Origin of the sequence: Caldovatus aquaticus (assembly GCF_019458025.1) — a bacterium.
GTDB classification, from domain to species: Bacteria; Pseudomonadota; Alphaproteobacteria; order Acetobacterales; family Acetobacteraceae; genus Caldovatus; species Caldovatus aquaticus.
Genome location: NZ_JAHZUY010000008.1, coordinates 1 through 14,987, shown reverse-complemented (window position 1 = coordinate 14,987; position 14,987 = coordinate 1). Strand labels below are relative to the sequence as shown.

Sequence of the window (14,987 nt, the reverse complement as noted above, 5' to 3'; positions counted from 1 at the left end):
TGCCGCCGGACCGCGCGCGAAGACCCTGGCGCCGCGCCGCGGAGGGGTGTTCCATGGCGCCGGAAGCGACCCGGCGCGCCGCCACCGGCGCCGGCGCGGAGAGGCGGAAGTGCGGGGGCGCACGGCGCGCGGGAGCGGAGGGCATGGCGGCATCGCCCCTGTTCGACGGCACGAGAATCTTCCGGGACCGCGAGGAGGCCGGCGCCTGGCTCGCCGAGCGCCTGGTGCCCCTGGCCGCCGAGCGGCCGGTGGTGCTCGCTCTGCCGCGGGGCGGCGTGGCGGTGGCCGCGCCGATCGCCCGCGCCCTGGATGCGCCGCTCGCGCTGCTGCTGGTGCGCAAGCTCGGCGCCCCGGGCAACCCGGAGCTTGCGATCGGCGCCGTGGTGGACGGATCGCCGCCGCAGACCGTGCTGAACGAGGACATCATCGCCGCGCTCGGCGTGGACGAGGCGACGATCGAGCGCGAGCGGCAGCGCCAGCTCGCCGAGATCGAGCGCCGCCGCAAGGCGCTGTTCGGCCCGCACGGCGAAGGCGCGCCGCCTCCGCTCGCGGGCCGCGTCGCGATCGTGGTGGACGACGGCGTCGCCACCGGCGCGACCGCGAGGGCGGCGCTCGCCGCGCTGCGCCAGGCCGGGGTGGCGCGCGCGGTGCTGGCGGTGCCGGTGATCGCGGCCGACACCGCGGCGCGCCTCCGCGCCGAGGGGACGGAGATCGTGGCGCTGGCGGAGCCCGCCGAGCTCGGCGCGGTCGGCGCCTACTACCGCGACTTCCACCAGCTCGACGACGCCGAGGTGCTGGCGCTGCTGCAGGAGGCCGCGGCGGCGCGGCGGGGCTGAGGGATGCCGCGGCGGGCGCGGCCGGGAACGCCGCGCCGCGCGGTGCGCTGTGCACGGCAGGGAGCGAGAGGAGGGCGCCATGCCGTCGCGTCCGAAACGGAGCCGGGGCCAGCGCAGGACCGTCCGCCGCGTCATGCACGAGTTCAAGCACGGCGCGCTGCGGACGGCGCGCGGCAGACGCAAGGTCCGCGACCGGAAGCAGGCGATCGCCATCGCCCTGTGCGAGGCGGGCGCGTCGCGCGCGACGAGCCCGGCGCGCAACCGCCGCGGCCTGGCGCGGCCAAGGCGCGAGAGCGCCTCGGGGCCACGGCCATGGGACGCCGCCGCGCCGCCGCGGGGCCGACGCGGGCGGAGCTGTATGCGGAGGCCGCGCGGCGCGGCCTCCCCGGCCGCTCGCGCATGACCAAGGCGGAGCTGGAGCGGGCGCTGCGGCGGGTGCGCTGACGGCCGGACGGCGGCGAGCGTCGCCGTCGGGCGCGGCGGGGGAGACGGGCCGCGGCGCGCCGGCGGCCCGGCCCGGACGGCGCGTCCGCGCCGTCCTCAGGCGCCGCCGCGCGCCAGCACCTGCTCGGCGAGCGTCGCCCAGTAGCTCGCGCCGATCGGCAGGATGGCGTCGTTGAAGTCGTAGCGCGGGTGGTGGACCTGCGGGTCGTCCGGACCGCGGCCGCTGCCGAGCATGATGTAGCTGCCGGCCTTCGCCTCGAGCATGAAGGCGAAGTCCTCCCCGCCCATGGTCGGCTTCGGCATCGGCAGCACGCGCGCCTCGCCCTGCACGGCGCGGGCGGCGCGCACGGCGAGCTCGGTGCTGGCCGTCTCGTTCACCGTGGCGGGGTAGCAGCGGCGGAACTCCGCGGTCGCGGTCGCGCCGAAGGCGGCGGCGATGCCGGTGACGGTCTCCGTGAAGCGCCGCTCCAGCAGGTCGCCCGTCTCCTTCGTGAACCAGCGCGCCGTGCCGCGCATGCGCACCGTTTCGGGGATGACGTTGAAGGCGCCTCCGGCGGCGATGTGGCCGATGGTGATCACCCCCGCCTCGACCGGCTCGAGGTTGCGGGCGACGATGCTCTGCAGCGCCTGGACGATGGCGGCGGCGACCACCACCGGGTCGGTGCCGAGATGCGGCATCGCTCCGTGCGCGCCGCGCCCGGTGACGGTGGCCTCGAGGTTGGCGACCGCGGCCATGACCGGGCCGTCGCGCCAGAGGAAGGTGCCTTCCGGCGCGCCGGGCCAGTTGTGCAGGCCGAAGACGCGCTCCATCGGGAAGCGCTCGAACAGCCCTTCCTTCACCATCGCCTCGCCGCCGCCGAAATTCTCCTCCGCCGGCTGGAAGATGACGTAGACGGTGCCGTCGAAATTGCGCGTCTCGGCCAGGTACTTCGCGGCGCCGAGCAGCATCGCGGTGTGGCCGTCATGGCCGCAGGCATGCATCCGGCCGGGGTTGCGCGAGGCGTAGGGGAGGCCGGTCTCCTCCTCGATCGGCAGCGCGTCCATGTCGGCGCGCAGGCCGATGGCGCGGCCGGAGGCGCCGCCGTTGCCGCGGATCACGCCGACGACACCCGTCCGCGCGATGCCCGTCACCACCTCGTCGCAGCCGAACCGGCGCAGGCGCTCGGCGACGAGGGCGGAGGTGCGCGTCTCCTCGAAGCCGAGCTCCGGGTGGGCGTGCAGGTCGCGTCGCCACTCGGTCATCTCGGCGTGGAATTCGGCGATCCGGTTGATGATCGGCATCGGCGGCTGTCCCGGCTGCGGGCGCCTCCTCATTGGGGCCGGGCGAAGGTGCGCGCAAGCCCCTCCGCGAGCGGGATCGGGGCGATGCCGAGGGTGCGGCGCATCGGGCCGATGTCGAAGGCCTTGTCCTCGGTCAGGCGGCGGATCTCGTCGGGACGGATGCGCGGGACGCCGGGGAGCAGGCGCGTGAGCGGCGCGAGCGCCCGGAGCAGCCCGGCCGGCACCGGCAGGACGGGGGGCGGGCGCAGCCCCGCGGCGCGGGCGACGGCGGCGAGGAAGGCGCGGTAGGGCAGGGGTTCCGGCCCGGCGATCACGAGCGTCTCGGCGCGCCGCCAGGGACGGCGCAGGGCGGCGAGCAGGCAGCGCGTGACGTCGTCCTGGTGGATCGGCTGCACCAGGGCGCGGCCGCCGCCGGGCAGGGGGGCCACGGGCAGGCGGCGCAGCAGGGCGGCGAGGCGCTGCACGTTGTCCTCGCCCTCGGCGCCGTAGATCATCGTCGGGTGCAGCATCACGCCGGGGCGGTTGCCGGCGAGGAAGGCCGCCTCGCCCGCGCGCACGCCCTCGCCGTGCGCGTCCGGCCAGCGCGAGAAGCGGCGCGTCGAGCCCATCAGGACGAGGCTCGCCTCGGCCGGCGCGGCGGCGAGGATCGCGGCGGTCCAGCGGGCGTGGGCGCAGGAGACGACGCGCCGCGCGCCGGCGAGCGCGGCGCGCAGCCGCCCGGCATCGCGCAGGTCGGCGACGCGCGGCGTGGCGCCGAGGCCGAGGGCGGCCCACTTCGCCGCGTCGCGCACGACGGGGACGTAGGCCTCGCCGGCGGCGGCGAGGGCGCGGCAGAGCGCGGCGCCGGAGCGGCCGGAGGCGCCGACGACGGCGATCACGGCGGCGGTCAGCGCCCCTCCGGCCGCAGGAAGGCGAGATCCGCCCCCGCCGGCGCCTGCAGCACCTGCTCGTACACCAGCCGGTCCCAGCCGCGCGCCGGCGGCGGCGGCGGACGCCAGGCGGCGCGGCGGCGCGCCAGCTCGGCCTCGTCCACGAGCAGGTCGAGGCGGCGCTCGCGCACGCTGAGGCGGATCCGGTCGCCGGTCTCTGCCAGCGCCAGCGGGCCGCCCGCCGCCGCTTCGGGCGCCACGTGCAGGACGATGGTGCCGAAGGCGGTGCCGCTCATGCGGCAGTCGCTGATCCGCACCATGTCCTTCACGCCCGCGCGCGCGAGCTTGCGCGGGATCGGCAGGTAGCCCGCCTCCGGCATCCCGGCCGGCGTCCGCGGCCCGGCGTTCTTGAGCACGAGGATGTCGTGCGGCGTCACGTCCAGCGCCTCGTCGTCGATGCGCGCGGCGAGGTCCTCGAGCCCGTCGAACACGACGCAGCGGGCCTCGGTCTCGAACAGCGCGGGCGTCGCCGCGCTGCGCTTGAGGATCGCCCCCTCCGGGGCGAGCGAGCCGAACAGCGCGACGAGGCCGCCGACCGGGCTGACCGGCTCGGCCCGCGGGCGGATGATCGCGCGGTCGACGAAATCCGGGCCCTCGGCGATCCGCTCCGCGAGCGTGCGGCCGTAGAGGTCCCTGCAGGCGAGATGCAGCAGGTCGCGCAGTTCGCGCAGCAGCGCGCGCAGGCCGCCGGCGGCGTGGAAGTCCTCCATGTAGCCCTCGCCGGTGGGCTTGAGGTCCACCAGCACCGGCGTCTCCTCGGACAGCGCGTCGAGCCGGCGCAGGTCCACCGTCACGCCGCAGCGCCCGGCGACCGCCGCCAGGTGGATCAGGGCGTTGGTCGAGCCGCCGAGGGCGAGCAGCACGCGCAGCGCGTTCTCGACGCTCTCCGGCGTGACGAGCTCGCGCGGCCGCACCGGCTGCGCGATCAGCCGCACCGCGAGCGCGCCGGCCTCCTCGGCGAGGCGCAGCCGGTCGGCGTGCACCGCCGGCACGCTCGCCGCCTCGAGCGGCATGAAGCCGAGCGTCGCGGCGAGGCAGGCCATGGTGGAGGCGGTGCCCATCACGCCGCAGGTGCCGGCGGTGGTGGCGAGGTTGCCCTCGATCCGGCCGATCCGCGCCGCGTCCACCTCGCCCGCGCGGTAGCGCGCCCAGTAGCGCCGGCAGTCGGTGCAGGCGGAGAGCCGCTCGCCCTCGAACCGCGTCGCCAGCATCGGGCCGACGACGAGCTGCACCGCCGGGATGTCGGCGCTGACCGCGGCCATGAGCTGCGCCGGCACGGTCTTGTCGCAGCCGCCGACCAGGACGGCGGCATCCATCGGCTGCGCCTTCAGCAGCGCCTCCGTCTCCAGCGCCATCAGGTTGCGGTAGTGCATGGAGCAGGGGTGCAGGAAGGGCTCGCAGAGCGAGACGGTCGGGAAGGCGAGCGGCAGGCCGCCGGCGGCCAGCACGCCGCGCTTGACCGCCGCGATCAGCTCCGGCGCGGTGCGGTGGCAGTTGTTGAAGTCGCTGCCGGTGTCGGCGATGCCGACCACGGGCCGCTCCAGCATCGCCTGGGAATAGCCCATGGACTTGGCGAAGCTGCGGCGGAGGTAGAGCGCGAAGTCGCGGTCGCCGTAATTCGCGGCGTTGCGGCCGAGGCCGCGGGGCGGCTGGTCGTGGCTGCGGCTCGCCGGATCGTCCATGGCGCGGTCCCTCCTGTCGCGTCCAGCCTAGGCGGCCGCGGCCGGGGCGGGCAATGTGGTAACATCTTACCGCTGCCCGGAAGGCCGCGTCCGCGCTTGACCTTCCGGCGCGTCGCCGCCATAAGACGCGCCCGTTCCAGCAGTGTCCGAAACCATGCTCTCCACGCAGACCCGCTCGCTCAAGCCGGCGGAGGCGAAGAAGGACTGGGTGCTGATCGACGCCGACGGGCTCGTGCTCGGCCGGCTCGCCTCGCTCGTCGCCAACCGCCTTCGCGGCAAGCACAAGCCGCAATTCACCCCGCATGTGGACTGCGGCGACCACGTGATCGTCATCAACGCCCGCAAGGTGCGCGTCACCGGCAGGAAGGCGGAGCAGTCGGTGTTCTACTGGCACACCGGCTACCCCGGCGGCATCAAGGGCCGCACCCTCCGCCAGCGGCTGGAGAGCGCGCACCCGGAGCGCGTCATCGAGAAGGCGGTGGAGCGCATGATCACGCGCGGCCCGCTCGGCCGCCGCCAGATGCGCAACCTGCACGTCTATGCGGGCCCCGAGCATCCGCACGCCGGCAACCAGCCGAAGGTGCTCGACGTCGCCGCCCTGAACCGCAAGAACAAGGTGGCCTGACCGCATGTCCGAGCAGACCCGCACCCTCGCCGACCTCAAGGAGCTGGTCCAGGTCGCGACCCCGGCGGAGCAGGCGCCGCCGGTGCGCGAGCCGAAGCGCGACGCGCTCGGCCGCGCCTACGCCACGGGCCGGCGCAAGGACGCGGTCGCCCGCGTCTGGATCAAGCCGGGCAAGGGCCAGATCGTGATCAACGGCAAGCCGGCGGCGAAGTACTTCGCGAGGCCCGTGCTGCGGATGCTGATCACCCAGCCCTTCCTGGTCGCCGACCGCTACCAGCAGTTCGACGTGATGGCGACGGTCAGCGGCGGCGGCCTCTCCGGCCAGGCGGGCGCGGTGCGCCACGGCATCAGCCGCGCGCTGACCAACTACGAGCCGGAGCTGCGCACGATCCTCAAGAAGGCGGGCTTCCTCACCCGCGACCCGCGCGTGGTGGAGCGCAAGAAGTACGGCCGGCGCAAGGCGCGGCGCAGCTTCCAGTTCAGCAAGCGCTGACGGGCTCCCGTCCGCCCCGGCGGGCGGGGCCCCGCCCCGGCGCCGTGCCGGCCGGACGTGTCGTGTGCCGGCCGGGAGGCCGGCCATCGGAGGGGGCGGGCCCGCCGCGGTCCGCCCCCTCTTGCGCTCCGCCCCGCGCCGGGCGGCATGTGGGGGGCACGAAAGGAGGGCCAGAGGATGGCCAGGACCCCGACGGTGTTCATTGACGGCGAGGCCGGCACCACCGGCCTGCAGATCCGCGAGCGGCTGCGCGCCAACCCGCACCTCGCGCTGCGCTCGATCGCCCCGGAGCGCCGCAAGGACCCGGAGGCGCGCCGCGCCCTGATGGCCGAGGTGGACGTCGTCATCCTCTGCCTGCCCGACGCGGCGGCGAAGGAGAGCGCGGCGCTTGCCGCCTCGCTCGGCGAGCGCGCGCCGCGGCTGCTCGACGCCTCCACCGCGCACCGGGTGGACCCGGAGTGGGTGTACGGCCTGCCGGAACTCTCGCCCGAGCAGCCGGCGCGGATCGCCGCCGCGCGCCGCGTCTCCAACCCGGGCTGCTATCCGACCGGGGCGATCCTGCTGCTGCGCCCGCTGGTGGATGCGGGGATCCTGCCGCGCGACTACCCGGTGACGGTGAACGCCGTCTCCGGCTACTCCGGCGGCGGCAACGCCATGATCGCCGCCTACGAGGCCCGCACCGCGCCGGATTTCGAGTTCTACGGCCTCACCCTCGCGCACAAGCACGTGCCCGAGCTGCAGCTCTACGCCGGGCTGACGCGCCGCCCGATCTTCGTCCCCTCGGTCGGCGACTTCCGGCAGGGCATGATCGACTGCATCCCGCTGCACCTCGACACGCTGCCCGCCCGGCCGACGGCGAGGGACATCGAGGCGGTGCTCGCCGAGCGCTACCGCGGCTGCGCGTACGTGCGGGTGGTGCCGGCGGAGGCCGAAGGCCGGCTGGAGCCGCAGGCGCTGAACGGGACCAACCTGCTCGAGCTGCGCGTGCACGCCAACGAGGCGCACCGCCAGGCGGTGCTGACCGCGCGCTACGACAACCTCGGCAAGGGGGCCTCCGGCGCGGCGGTGCAGAACCTCGGCCTGATGCTGGGCGTGCCGGTCAACGCCACGCTGCCGGCGGCGGCCGGATAGGGGGCGGGGGGGGGATGGAGCGGGAGATGGAGCGGACCGCCGCGCCGGGCCGGACCGGCGTCTTCGGCACCCTGCTGCCGTTCGAGGGGCGCAGGCCGCGGGTCCATCCCGGCGCCTTCGTCGCGCCGACCGCGGTGCTGATCGGCGACGTCGAGATCGCGGAGGGCGCCAGCGTCTGGTACCACTGCGTGCTGCGCGGCGACACCAACTTCATCCGCGTCGGCCGCGGCAGCAACATCCAGGACGGCACCATCGTCCACGTCGCCGCCGGGCGCTTCCCCACCCTCATCGGCGCCGAGGTCACCATCGGCCACGCCGCGATCGTGCACGCCTGCACCCTGCAGGACCGCGCCTTCGTCGCCATGGGCGCGACCGTGCTCGACGGCGCGGTGATCGAGGAGGGCGGCGTGCTCGCCGCCGGCGGCCTGCTGCCGGCGGGCAAGCGCATCGGCCCGGGCGAGCTGTGGATGGGCGCCCCGGCCAGGCTCGTGCGGGTGCTCTCCGAGGAGGAACGCGCGGGCTTCGCCCGCACCGCCCCGCACTACCGGGAACTCGCCGGGCGGCACCGCGCCTCGCTGGCCGAGGGCTGATCCGGGCGGCGCGTCTTGCCGGCGGGGCGGGGGAGGCGCTAACCCCCGCCGGGATCATGCGCCGAAAGGACTGCGCGCCGGTATGACGTCGTTCCGCACCATCCCCGAGCTGCTGGCCGCGGGAGAGGCCTCCCGCCCCGCGATCCGCGCCCCGGAGGGGCGCCCGCCGCTCACCTATGCCGGGCTGCGCGACCTCGCCGAGCGCACCGTCGCCGCGCTCAACCGCCTCGGCGTCGGGCGCGGCGACCGCGTCGCGATCGTGCTGCCGAACGGGCCGGAGATGGCGGCCGCCTTCGTCGCCATCGCCTGCGGCGCCACCACCGCCCCCCTCAACCCCGCCTACCGCGACGAGGAATTCGAGTTCTACCTCTCCGACCTCGGCGCCCGGGCGCTGGTGATCGCGCAGGGGATGGAGAGCCCGGCGCGCGCGGTGGCGAAGCGGCTCGGCGTGCCGGTGCTCGACCTCGTCCCCGGCGCGGAGGCCGGCAGCTTCGCGCTGGAGGGCGCGACCGGCCGCGGCCGCGCCGAGCGCCCGGGGATGGCGGAGGCCGAGGACGTCGCGCTGGTGCTTCACACCTCCGGCACCACGGCGCGGCCGAAGATCGTGCCGCTGAGCCACGCCAACGTCGTCGCCTCGGCGCGCCACATCCGGGACACGCTGGCGCTGACGCCGGCGGACGCCTGCCTCAACATCATGCCGCTGTTCCACATCCACGGGCTGATGGCGGCGACCCTCGCCTCGCTCGCCGCCGGCGGCGCGGTGTGCTGCACGCCCGGCTTCAACGCGCTGCACTTCTTCCGCTGGCTCGATGCCGAGCGGCCGAGCTGGTACACCGCGGTGCCGACCATGCACCAGGCGATCCTCGCGCGCGCCCCGCGCAACGCCGAGATCATCGCCCGCGCCAGGCTGCGCTTCCTGCGCTCCTCCTCCGCCTCGCTGCCGGCGCAGGTGATGCGCGACCTGGAGGCGGCCTTCTCGGCGCCGGTCATCGAGTCCTACGGCATGACCGAGGCGGCGCACCAGATGGCCTCCAACCCGCTGCCGCCGCGCCCGCGCAAGCCGGGCCTCGTCGGCCTCCCCGCCGGGCCGGAGATCGCCATCATGGACGAGGCCGGCAACATCCTGCCGCAGGGCGCGGTCGGCGAGGTGGTGATCCGCGGCCCGAACGTCACGCGGGGCTACGAGGCGAACCCCGAGGCCAACGCCAAGGCCTTCACCAACGGCTGGTTCCGCACCGGCGACCAGGGCTGCTTCGACGCCGAGGGCTACCTCCAGCTCACCGGCCGGCTGAAGGAGCTGATCAAGCGCGGCGGCGAGCAGGTGAGCCCGCTCGAGGTGGACGGCGTGCTGTGCGAGCACCCGGCGGTGGCGCAGGCGCTCACCTTCGCCATCCCGCACCCGATGCTCGGCGAGGAGGTCGGCGCCGCGATCGTGCTGCGCGAGGGCATGGAGGCGACGGAGCGCGAGATCCGCGACTTCGTGGCGAAGCACCTCGCCGACTTCAAGGTGCCGCGGAAGATCGTCTTCCTGCCCGAGATCCCGAAGGGCGCGACCGGCAAGCTGCAGCGCATCGGGCTCGCCGAGAGGCTCGGGATCACGGCGTGAGCGGCCGGCGCGCGCGACGGCGGAAGGCGGCGGGACGCGGAAGGCGGAGCGGCGGCCCATGAGGATCTGCATCTTCGGCGCCGGGGCGATCGGCGGGCTGCTGGCGGCGCGGCTCGCGCAGAAGGCCGATGCGGAGGTCACCGTCATCGCCCGCGGCCCGCACCTCGCCGCCATGCAGGCGAACGGCCTGAAGCTGATCAGCGCGGGCGAGGAGATCGTGGTGCGGCCGCGCTGCGTCGCCAGCGCCGCGGAGGCGGGGCCGCAGGACTACGTCGTGGTCACGCTGAAGGCGCACTCGCTGCCCGCCGCCGCGCCGCAGATGCAGCCCCTGCTCGGTCCGGAGACGGCGATCGTCTCCGCCGTCAACGGCATTCCCTGGTGGTACTTCTACAAGCTCCCCGGCCCCTTCGAGGACCGGCGGGTCGAGAGCGTGGACCCGGGCGGGCGGCTGTGGGACCTGCTGCACCCCTCGCGCGCCATCGGCTGCATCGTCTACCCGGCGGCCGAGGTGGTCGCGCCCGGGGTGATCGAGCACACCTACGGCGACCGCTTCACCCTCGGCGAGCCGGACGGCAGCCGCAGCGCGCGCGCAGGCGCGCTCTCCGAGGCGCTGATCGCCGCCGGCTTCAAGGCGCCCATCCGCCCGCGCATCCGCGACGAGATCTGGGTCAAGCTCTGGGGCAACCTCGCCTTCAACCCGATCTCGGCGCTCACCACCGTGACGCTCGACGCGCTGATCGCCGACCCCGGCCAGCGCGGCGTGGCGCGCGCGATGATGCTCGAGGCGCAGGCGGTCGCCGAGAGGCTCGGCGTGCGCTTCGCCATCGACGTGGACAAGCGCATCGCCGGCGCGGCCGAGGTCGGCGCGCACAAGACCTCGATGCTGCAGGACCTCGAGCGCGGCCGGCCGATGGAGATCGACGCGCTGCTCGGCGCGGTGGTGGAACTCGCCGAGCTGGTGGGGGTGGAGGCGCCGACCTGCCGCACCGTCCTCGCCCTGGTCCGGGCCCGGGCGCGCGCCGCGGGGTGTTACCCGGGCTGAGGCGGCGCGGAGCGGCGCGATGATTGCGTCCGCGCGCCGACCGGGCCAATAAATTAAGGAACGGGACCCTCCGGAGACTCCGCCGATGCGATCCCTGCACGCCTGCGCCGTGATACTTCCGCTGCTGGCGGCCACCGCCGCGTGCAGCCTGCCGCCGGCGCCGAGCGCCAGCCTGCCGCCGGACGCCGTCGTCGGCGCGGGCGACCCGACGCGCTCGGCCATCTTCGGCACCGCCGCCGCCTTCGCCAGCCCGGCCGCGCTCGCCAACCGCCCGGCGGATGCGGCGCGCGCGATCGCCAATCTCGAGTACCTCGCGGTGGAGCTGCCCTACGGGCCGCGCTGGGCCGGGATCAGCCCGAACGTGGCGAGCGAGCTGGCGCTGGCGCGGAACGAGGCGCGCGCGGCGCTCGGCATCGCCCCCGGCGCGCCGCCCCAGGCGGTGATCGACCAGCTCTACGGCGTCTCGCGGGCGCTGCGCGCCGGGGACCAGGCCGCCGCGGAACGCCTGCTCAGCCCCGCCGTGTTCCAGGGCGGAGGCGCCGAGACGCTGCGCCGGCTCGCCTCGCTGCCGCCGCTGCCCCACGCGAACACCGCGGCCGTGCTCGCGCAGTTCGAGGTGCAGCGCCTCGACATGCTGGGCGACCGGCACGGTGGCCCCGGTGGCGGCGGCGCCTACCATTGAGGAGGCTCGCAGCGGCGCGGGGGCGGGCGGCGGCGGTCCTGCCGTCGCTGCTGCTGCTGGCCACGGCGGCGGGCTGCGCCTTGCCGCCTCCGCCTCCTTCTGCCGTCCTGCCGCCGGATGCGGTGCAGGGCGCCGGCGACCCGACCCGCGCCGCCATCCTGCACGCCGCGGACGCCTTCTCCAGCCCGGCGCGGCTCGCCGGCCGGCCGGAGGAGGCGGCGCGCGCCGTGGCCGAGGTCGAACACCTTGCCGTCGAGCTGTCCACCGGTCCGCGCTGGGTCGGGCTGTCGCCGCTCGCCGGCCTGCGCCTGCAGGAGGCGCGTGCGGAGCTGCGCGGCGTCCTCGGCATTCCGCCCGACGCGCCGCCCCAGGCGGTGATCGACCAGCTCTACGCCGCCAGCCGGGCCCTGCGGGCCGGGGACCCGGCGCGGGCCGCAGCGGCGCTCTCGCCGGCGGTCTTTCCCGCCGGCGGCAGCGCGACGCTGGCCCGGCTCGCGGCCCTGCCGCCGCTGCCGCGCACCGCCTCTGCCACTGCCTTCGCCTACCAGGAGATGGTGCGCAGCGACAGCGAGCGCCGGTTCGGCCCGGCGCGGTCGGTTCCCGAGAGGACGCCGCGATGACGGCGGCGGCCGGCGGCCGGCCGTCCCGGCCCGCCGCCCGCGCCTTCGCCGCCCTCCGGCCGGCGCGCCTGCCGCTCGCGGCGGTCGCCTGGCTGGCGCTCGGCGCGGCATGCGCCGAGCTGCGTGCTCCGCCGCCGGGCGAGGGGCTTCCGCCGCTGCTCTCGCCCGATCCGGGCGATCCGCTGCGCGGGACGGTCCGCGCCGCGGCCGCCGACTTCGCCGAGTCCGGCCGGGGCCTGGCGGGCCGGCCCCGCGAGGCGGCGCTGGCCGCGGCGCGGCTCGAATACCTCGCGGCCGCCGTCTCCGGCGACCCGCGCTTCGCGCCGATGCCGCCCGCGGCCGGCCTCGCGCTGCGCAACGCCCGCGCCGAGCTGCGCGCCGCGCTCGGCACGCGGGAGGACGCCGAGCCGCGCGCGGTGGTCGCCGCCCTTCTCGCCGCGGCGCGCGCGCTCGGCGCCGGCGACGCGGCGGCGGCGGCGCGCGCGCTTCCGCCGTCGCTGTTCCGGCCGGGCGGGGCGGAGACGCTGCGCCGCCTCGGCGAACTCGGCCCCCTGCCCGCGGCGATGCTCGCCACGCAGCAGGTGGCGCGGGAGATGGCGCGGCTCGACGCCGACCGGCGCTGGTTCGGCCCCGCCGCGACCGACGACGCGGAGGCGGGGGCGGGGCGGACCACCGTCGGCTTCGGCGAGACGAGCTACTGAGCGGGCGGCCGGCGTCCGGCAGGCGCGCCCGCGGGCCGGCGGCTCAGTCCGTGGCGATCACCTTCACGTAGCTGCCCGGGGCGTCCTCGATGGGCGGCAGGCCGCCGGCGCCGGGGATGCGCGCGGGAACCGTCTCCTTCGCGAGGGAGGTCACCCAGCGGTGCCAGTCCGGCCACCAGGAGCCGGCGAGCTCGGTGGCGCCGGCGAGCCAGTCCTCCGGGTCCGGCGGCAGCGCCTCGTTCACCCAGTGGCTGTACTTGCCCGCGTCCGGCGGGTTCACGACCCCCGCGATGTGGCCGGAGGCGGCGAGCACGAAGCGCTTCGGCCCCTGGTAGATCTGCGTCGCCCTGTAGCAGCTCTTCCACGGCGCGATGTGGTCCTCGCGCGTCGCCAGGATGTAGGTCGGCACCCGGATCTTGCGGAGGTCGAGCGGCACGCCGTCGAGCTCGATCGCGCCCGGCTTCACCAGGTCGTTCTGCTGGTACATGCGGCGCAGGTAGAAGCTGTGCATGCGCGCCGGCATGCGCGTCGAGTCGTCGTTCCAGTAGAGCAGGTCGAAGGGGAAGGGCTCCTGGCCGAGCAGGTAGTTGTTGACGACGAAGGACCAGATCAGGTCGTTCGCCCGCAGCATGTTGAAGGTGGTCGCCATCTCGCGGCCCTCGAGGTAGCCGCGCCTCTGCATCTTCTCCTCGAGCGACTGGAGCTGCTCCTCGTCTATGAAGACGCCGAGCTCGCCTGCCTCCTCGAAGTCCACCATGGTGGTGAAGAAGGTCGCGCTCTTGACGCGCGTGTCGCGCTTCGCCGCCATGTGGGCGAGAGTGCAGGCGAGCAGCGTGCCGCCGAGGCAGTAGCCGATCACGTTGAAGGCGCGCTCGCCCGTCGCCCGCTCGATCGCCTCCAGCGCGGCGTAGGGCCCCTCGCGCATGTAGTCGTCGAAGCCCTTCTCGGCGAGCCGCTCGTCCGGGTTGACCCAGGAGATCATGAACACCGTGTGGCCCTGCTGCACGGCCCAGCGGACGAAGCTGTTCTTCGGGCGCAGGTCGAGGATGTAGTACTTGTTGATCCAGGGCGGGATGATCAGCAGCGGGCGCTTCAGCACCTGTTCGGTGCTCGGCGCGTACTGGATCAGCTGCATCAGGTCGTTCTGGTAGATCACCTTGCCCGGCGTGACGGCGATGTTCTCGCCCACCTTGAACTTGGTGTCGTCCGTCATCCGGATCTTGAGCATCCCCTTGCCCCGCTCGAGGTCGGCGAGCAGGTTGGAGAGGCCGCGCAGCAGATTCTCGCCGCCCGTCTCGGCGGTCTTGCGCAGCACCTCGGGGTTGGTGAGCAGGAAGTTCGAGGGGCTCATCGCGTCCACGAACTGCCGCGTGTAGAAGTCCACCTTCTGCGCCGTCTTCGGGTCGAGCCCCTCGGCCTGGCGGACCACGGTCTGGAAGAAGCGGGCGGAGAGCAGGTAGGACTGGCGGATGAAGTCGAACACCTCGTTCTCGCGCCAGGCCTCGTCCTTGAAGCGCCGGTCGCCGGGATGCTCCTCGATCACCGGCTCCGCCGCCGTGTCGCCGAGCATCCGCCGCGCCGTGTTCTGCCAGAGGGTCAGGTAGTCCTGCCAGAATCCGATCTGCGCCTGCATCAGGCGGGAGGGGTTGGCCATCAGCCGCGCCGTCATCTCCATGAAGGCGCTGCCGATGCCGAGCGGGTCGGCGGCGGGGGCGGCGGCCGCGCCGTCCGACGCCTGCCGCCTAAGGAAGTCGGCGACGATGCGCTGTCCGCGCTCCGCCACCTCCGTCATGGTGCGCGCGACGAGCTTCGGGTCCGGCAGGCGGAAATGCGGTGGGGAGCCTCCGCTCGGGGAACTGGTCTCGGCCATCACGCTCTCTGTTCGGTGCGGGCAGGTGGGTTCGCTGCGGGAAGGGCCGCTTTCGCGGGCGACCGGATTCGGGCTACCCCAGGGGGACAGCGGACGGATGGGGAGGCGATGCTGCGCCCGAGGGTTCGATGCGACGGTTCGCCTGGCGAAGCTAGGGGCTGGCCCCCGGCCAATCAAGCGCCGCAGCCGGCGGGGGGGAGGGCGCGGGGCGCCGTCCTGCTCGCCGCCCTCGCGCTCGGCGGCTGCGGCGTGCTGCCCGACGAGATCAACCCGGTCGTCATCTGGAGCCACGCCACGGGGGCAAGCGCGGCGGACCGCCTGCCGCCGCCCCGTCTCGACGAGCCCTACCCGGACCTCGGCACGGTGCCGCCCCGGCCCGACCGGCCGGACCCGCAGGCGCGCGAGGCGCTGACCGCGGCGCTGGCGGCCGAGCGCGCGCGCGCGCGCGAGCCGCA

15 protein-coding genes and 2 pseudogenes are annotated in these 14,987 nt (G+C 75.4%); 13 read left to right on the top strand and 4 right to left on the bottom strand.

Annotated features, from left to right (window positions below; translation table 11 throughout):
* Positions 1-143: 143 nt before the first annotated feature.
* The 3 genes and pseudogenes from K1J50_RS05455 (at position 144) to K1J50_RS18985 (ending at position 1,280) form a co-directional block, all read left to right on the top strand.
* On the top strand, positions 144-836 hold the full coding sequence (locus tag K1J50_RS05455; RefSeq protein ID WP_220116492.1) for a phosphoribosyltransferase: 693 nt from the start codon (positions 144-146) through the stop codon (positions 834-836).
* Positions 837-915: 79 nt separating this feature from the next.
* A pseudogene (locus K1J50_RS19540) lies at positions 916-1,059 on the top strand (DUF6496 domain-containing protein); the annotation flags it as partial.
* A gap of 89 nt (positions 1,060-1,148) precedes the next feature.
* A complete protein-coding gene (locus K1J50_RS18985; protein ID WP_255574960.1) occupies positions 1,149-1,280 on the top strand; it encodes a hypothetical protein in 132 nt (43 codons plus the stop codon).
* 96 nt (positions 1,281-1,376) lie between these two features.
* Here K1J50_RS18985 and K1J50_RS05445 read toward each other — a convergent pair whose 3' ends face one another.
* Genes K1J50_RS05445 through K1J50_RS05435 form a run of 3 tightly spaced genes read right to left on the bottom strand, consistent with a single transcriptional unit; the run spans position 1,377 to position 5,172 of the window.
* A complete protein-coding gene (locus K1J50_RS05445) occupies positions 1,377-2,561 on the bottom strand; it encodes a M20 aminoacylase family protein (protein WP_220116488.1) in 1,185 nt (394 codons plus the stop codon).
* Between the two features lie 29 nt (positions 2,562-2,590).
* The gene (locus tag K1J50_RS05440) at positions 2,591-3,439 is read right to left on the bottom strand and encodes an SDR family oxidoreductase (RefSeq protein ID WP_369413526.1); all 849 of its coding nucleotides are present in this window, start codon (positions 3,437-3,439) and stop codon (positions 2,591-2,593) included.
* Between the two features lie 8 nt (positions 3,440-3,447).
* Positions 3,448-5,172 (bottom strand): dihydroxy-acid dehydratase, encoded by a 1,725-nt coding sequence (locus tag K1J50_RS05435; RefSeq protein ID WP_220116483.1) that lies wholly within the window; start codon positions 5,170-5,172, stop codon positions 3,448-3,450.
* A gap of 154 nt (positions 5,173-5,326) precedes the next feature.
* On the opposite strand from K1J50_RS05435, the gene rplM reads away from it, so the two are divergent.
* The 9 genes from rplM to K1J50_RS05390 all read left to right on the top strand — a co-directional run bounded on the left by rplM (position 5,327) and on the right by K1J50_RS05390 (position 12,662).
* A complete protein-coding gene (rplM, locus tag K1J50_RS05430; protein WP_220116481.1) occupies positions 5,327-5,797 on the top strand; it encodes a 50S ribosomal protein L13 in 471 nt (156 codons plus the stop codon).
* A 4-nt stretch (positions 5,798-5,801) separates the two neighbouring features.
* Positions 5,802-6,290 (top strand): 30S ribosomal protein S9, encoded by a 489-nt coding sequence (gene rpsI / locus K1J50_RS05425; RefSeq protein ID WP_220116479.1) that lies wholly within the window; start codon positions 5,802-5,804, stop codon positions 6,288-6,290.
* A gap of 177 nt (positions 6,291-6,467) precedes the next feature.
* Positions 6,468-7,421 (top strand): N-acetyl-gamma-glutamyl-phosphate reductase, encoded by a 954-nt coding sequence (gene argC, locus K1J50_RS05420; protein ID WP_220116477.1) that lies wholly within the window; start codon positions 6,468-6,470, stop codon positions 7,419-7,421.
* Between the two features lie 26 nt (positions 7,422-7,447).
* Complete coding sequence (locus tag K1J50_RS05415; RefSeq protein WP_220116474.1) at positions 7,448-8,011, top strand: gamma carbonic anhydrase family protein; 564 nt, start codon at positions 7,448-7,450, stop codon at positions 8,009-8,011.
* 82 nt (positions 8,012-8,093) lie between these two features.
* Positions 8,094-9,617: an acyl--CoA ligase gene (locus K1J50_RS05410; protein WP_220116473.1), complete on the top strand. Its 1,524-nt coding sequence runs from the start codon at positions 8,094-8,096 to the stop codon at positions 9,615-9,617.
* 58 nt (positions 9,618-9,675) lie between these two features.
* Positions 9,676-10,659 carry a 2-dehydropantoate 2-reductase gene (locus K1J50_RS05405; RefSeq protein ID WP_220116472.1) on the top strand — a complete coding sequence of 328 codons (984 nt, stop codon included), beginning with the start codon at positions 9,676-9,678 and terminating at the stop codon, positions 10,657-10,659.
* An 85-nt stretch (positions 10,660-10,744) separates the two neighbouring features.
* The gene (locus K1J50_RS05400) at positions 10,745-11,341 is read left to right on the top strand and encodes a hypothetical protein (RefSeq protein WP_220116471.1); all 597 of its coding nucleotides are present in this window, start codon (positions 10,745-10,747) and stop codon (positions 11,339-11,341) included.
* Positions 11,338-11,961, top strand: coding sequence for a hypothetical protein (locus tag K1J50_RS05395; RefSeq protein WP_220116470.1), 624 nt, complete (start codon positions 11,338-11,340; stop codon positions 11,959-11,961). The genes K1J50_RS05400 and K1J50_RS05395 overlap by 4 nt, the downstream gene beginning before the upstream one ends.
* Positions 11,958-12,662, top strand: coding sequence for a hypothetical protein (locus K1J50_RS05390; protein ID WP_220116469.1), 705 nt, complete (start codon positions 11,958-11,960; stop codon positions 12,660-12,662). The genes K1J50_RS05395 and K1J50_RS05390 overlap by 4 nt, the downstream gene beginning before the upstream one ends.
* Before the next feature lie 43 nt (positions 12,663-12,705).
* Here the strand turns inward: K1J50_RS05390 and K1J50_RS05385 are convergent, their stop codons facing one another.
* A complete protein-coding gene (locus tag K1J50_RS05385) occupies positions 12,706-14,532 on the bottom strand; it encodes a PHA/PHB synthase family protein (RefSeq protein WP_220116468.1) in 1,827 nt (608 codons plus the stop codon).
* A 249-nt stretch (positions 14,533-14,781) separates the two neighbouring features.
* Between K1J50_RS05385 and K1J50_RS05380 the strand changes: the two are divergent.
* Positions 14,782-14,987, top strand: a pseudogene (locus K1J50_RS05380) (hypothetical protein); the annotation flags it as partial.

What these genes read in the sequence shown, in the direction of transcription:
- K1J50_RS05455 (WP_220116492.1), top strand. Translation starts at nt 144, where the DNA reads ATGGCGGCATCGCCCCTGTTCGACGGCACGAGAATCTTCCGGGACCGC.
- K1J50_RS18985 (WP_255574960.1), top strand. Translation starts at nt 1,149, where the DNA reads ATGGGACGCCGCCGCGCCGCCGCGGGGCCGACGCGGGCGGAGCTGTAT.
- K1J50_RS05445 (WP_220116488.1), bottom strand. Translation starts at nt 2,561, where the DNA reads ATGCCGATCATCAACCGGATCGCCGAATTCCACGCCGAGATGACCGAG.
- K1J50_RS05435 (WP_220116483.1), bottom strand. Translation starts at nt 5,172, where the DNA reads ATGGACGATCCGGCGAGCCGCAGCCACGACCAGCCGCCCCGCGGCCTC.
- rplM (WP_220116481.1), top strand. Translation starts at nt 5,327, where the DNA reads ATGCTCTCCACGCAGACCCGCTCGCTCAAGCCGGCGGAGGCGAAGAAG.
- rpsI (WP_220116479.1), top strand. Translation starts at nt 5,802, where the DNA reads ATGTCCGAGCAGACCCGCACCCTCGCCGACCTCAAGGAGCTGGTCCAG.
- argC (WP_220116477.1), top strand. Translation starts at nt 6,468, where the DNA reads ATGGCCAGGACCCCGACGGTGTTCATTGACGGCGAGGCCGGCACCACC.
- K1J50_RS05415 (WP_220116474.1), top strand. Translation starts at nt 7,448, where the DNA reads ATGGAGCGGACCGCCGCGCCGGGCCGGACCGGCGTCTTCGGCACCCTG.
- K1J50_RS05410 (WP_220116473.1), top strand. Translation starts at nt 8,094, where the DNA reads ATGACGTCGTTCCGCACCATCCCCGAGCTGCTGGCCGCGGGAGAGGCC.
- K1J50_RS05405 (WP_220116472.1), top strand. Translation starts at nt 9,676, where the DNA reads ATGAGGATCTGCATCTTCGGCGCCGGGGCGATCGGCGGGCTGCTGGCG.
- K1J50_RS05400 (WP_220116471.1), top strand. Translation starts at nt 10,745, where the DNA reads ATGCGATCCCTGCACGCCTGCGCCGTGATACTTCCGCTGCTGGCGGCC.
- K1J50_RS05390 (WP_220116469.1), top strand. Translation starts at nt 11,958, where the DNA reads ATGACGGCGGCGGCCGGCGGCCGGCCGTCCCGGCCCGCCGCCCGCGCC.
- K1J50_RS05385 (WP_220116468.1), bottom strand. Translation starts at nt 14,532, where the DNA reads ATGGCCGAGACCAGTTCCCCGAGCGGAGGCTCCCCACCGCATTTCCGC.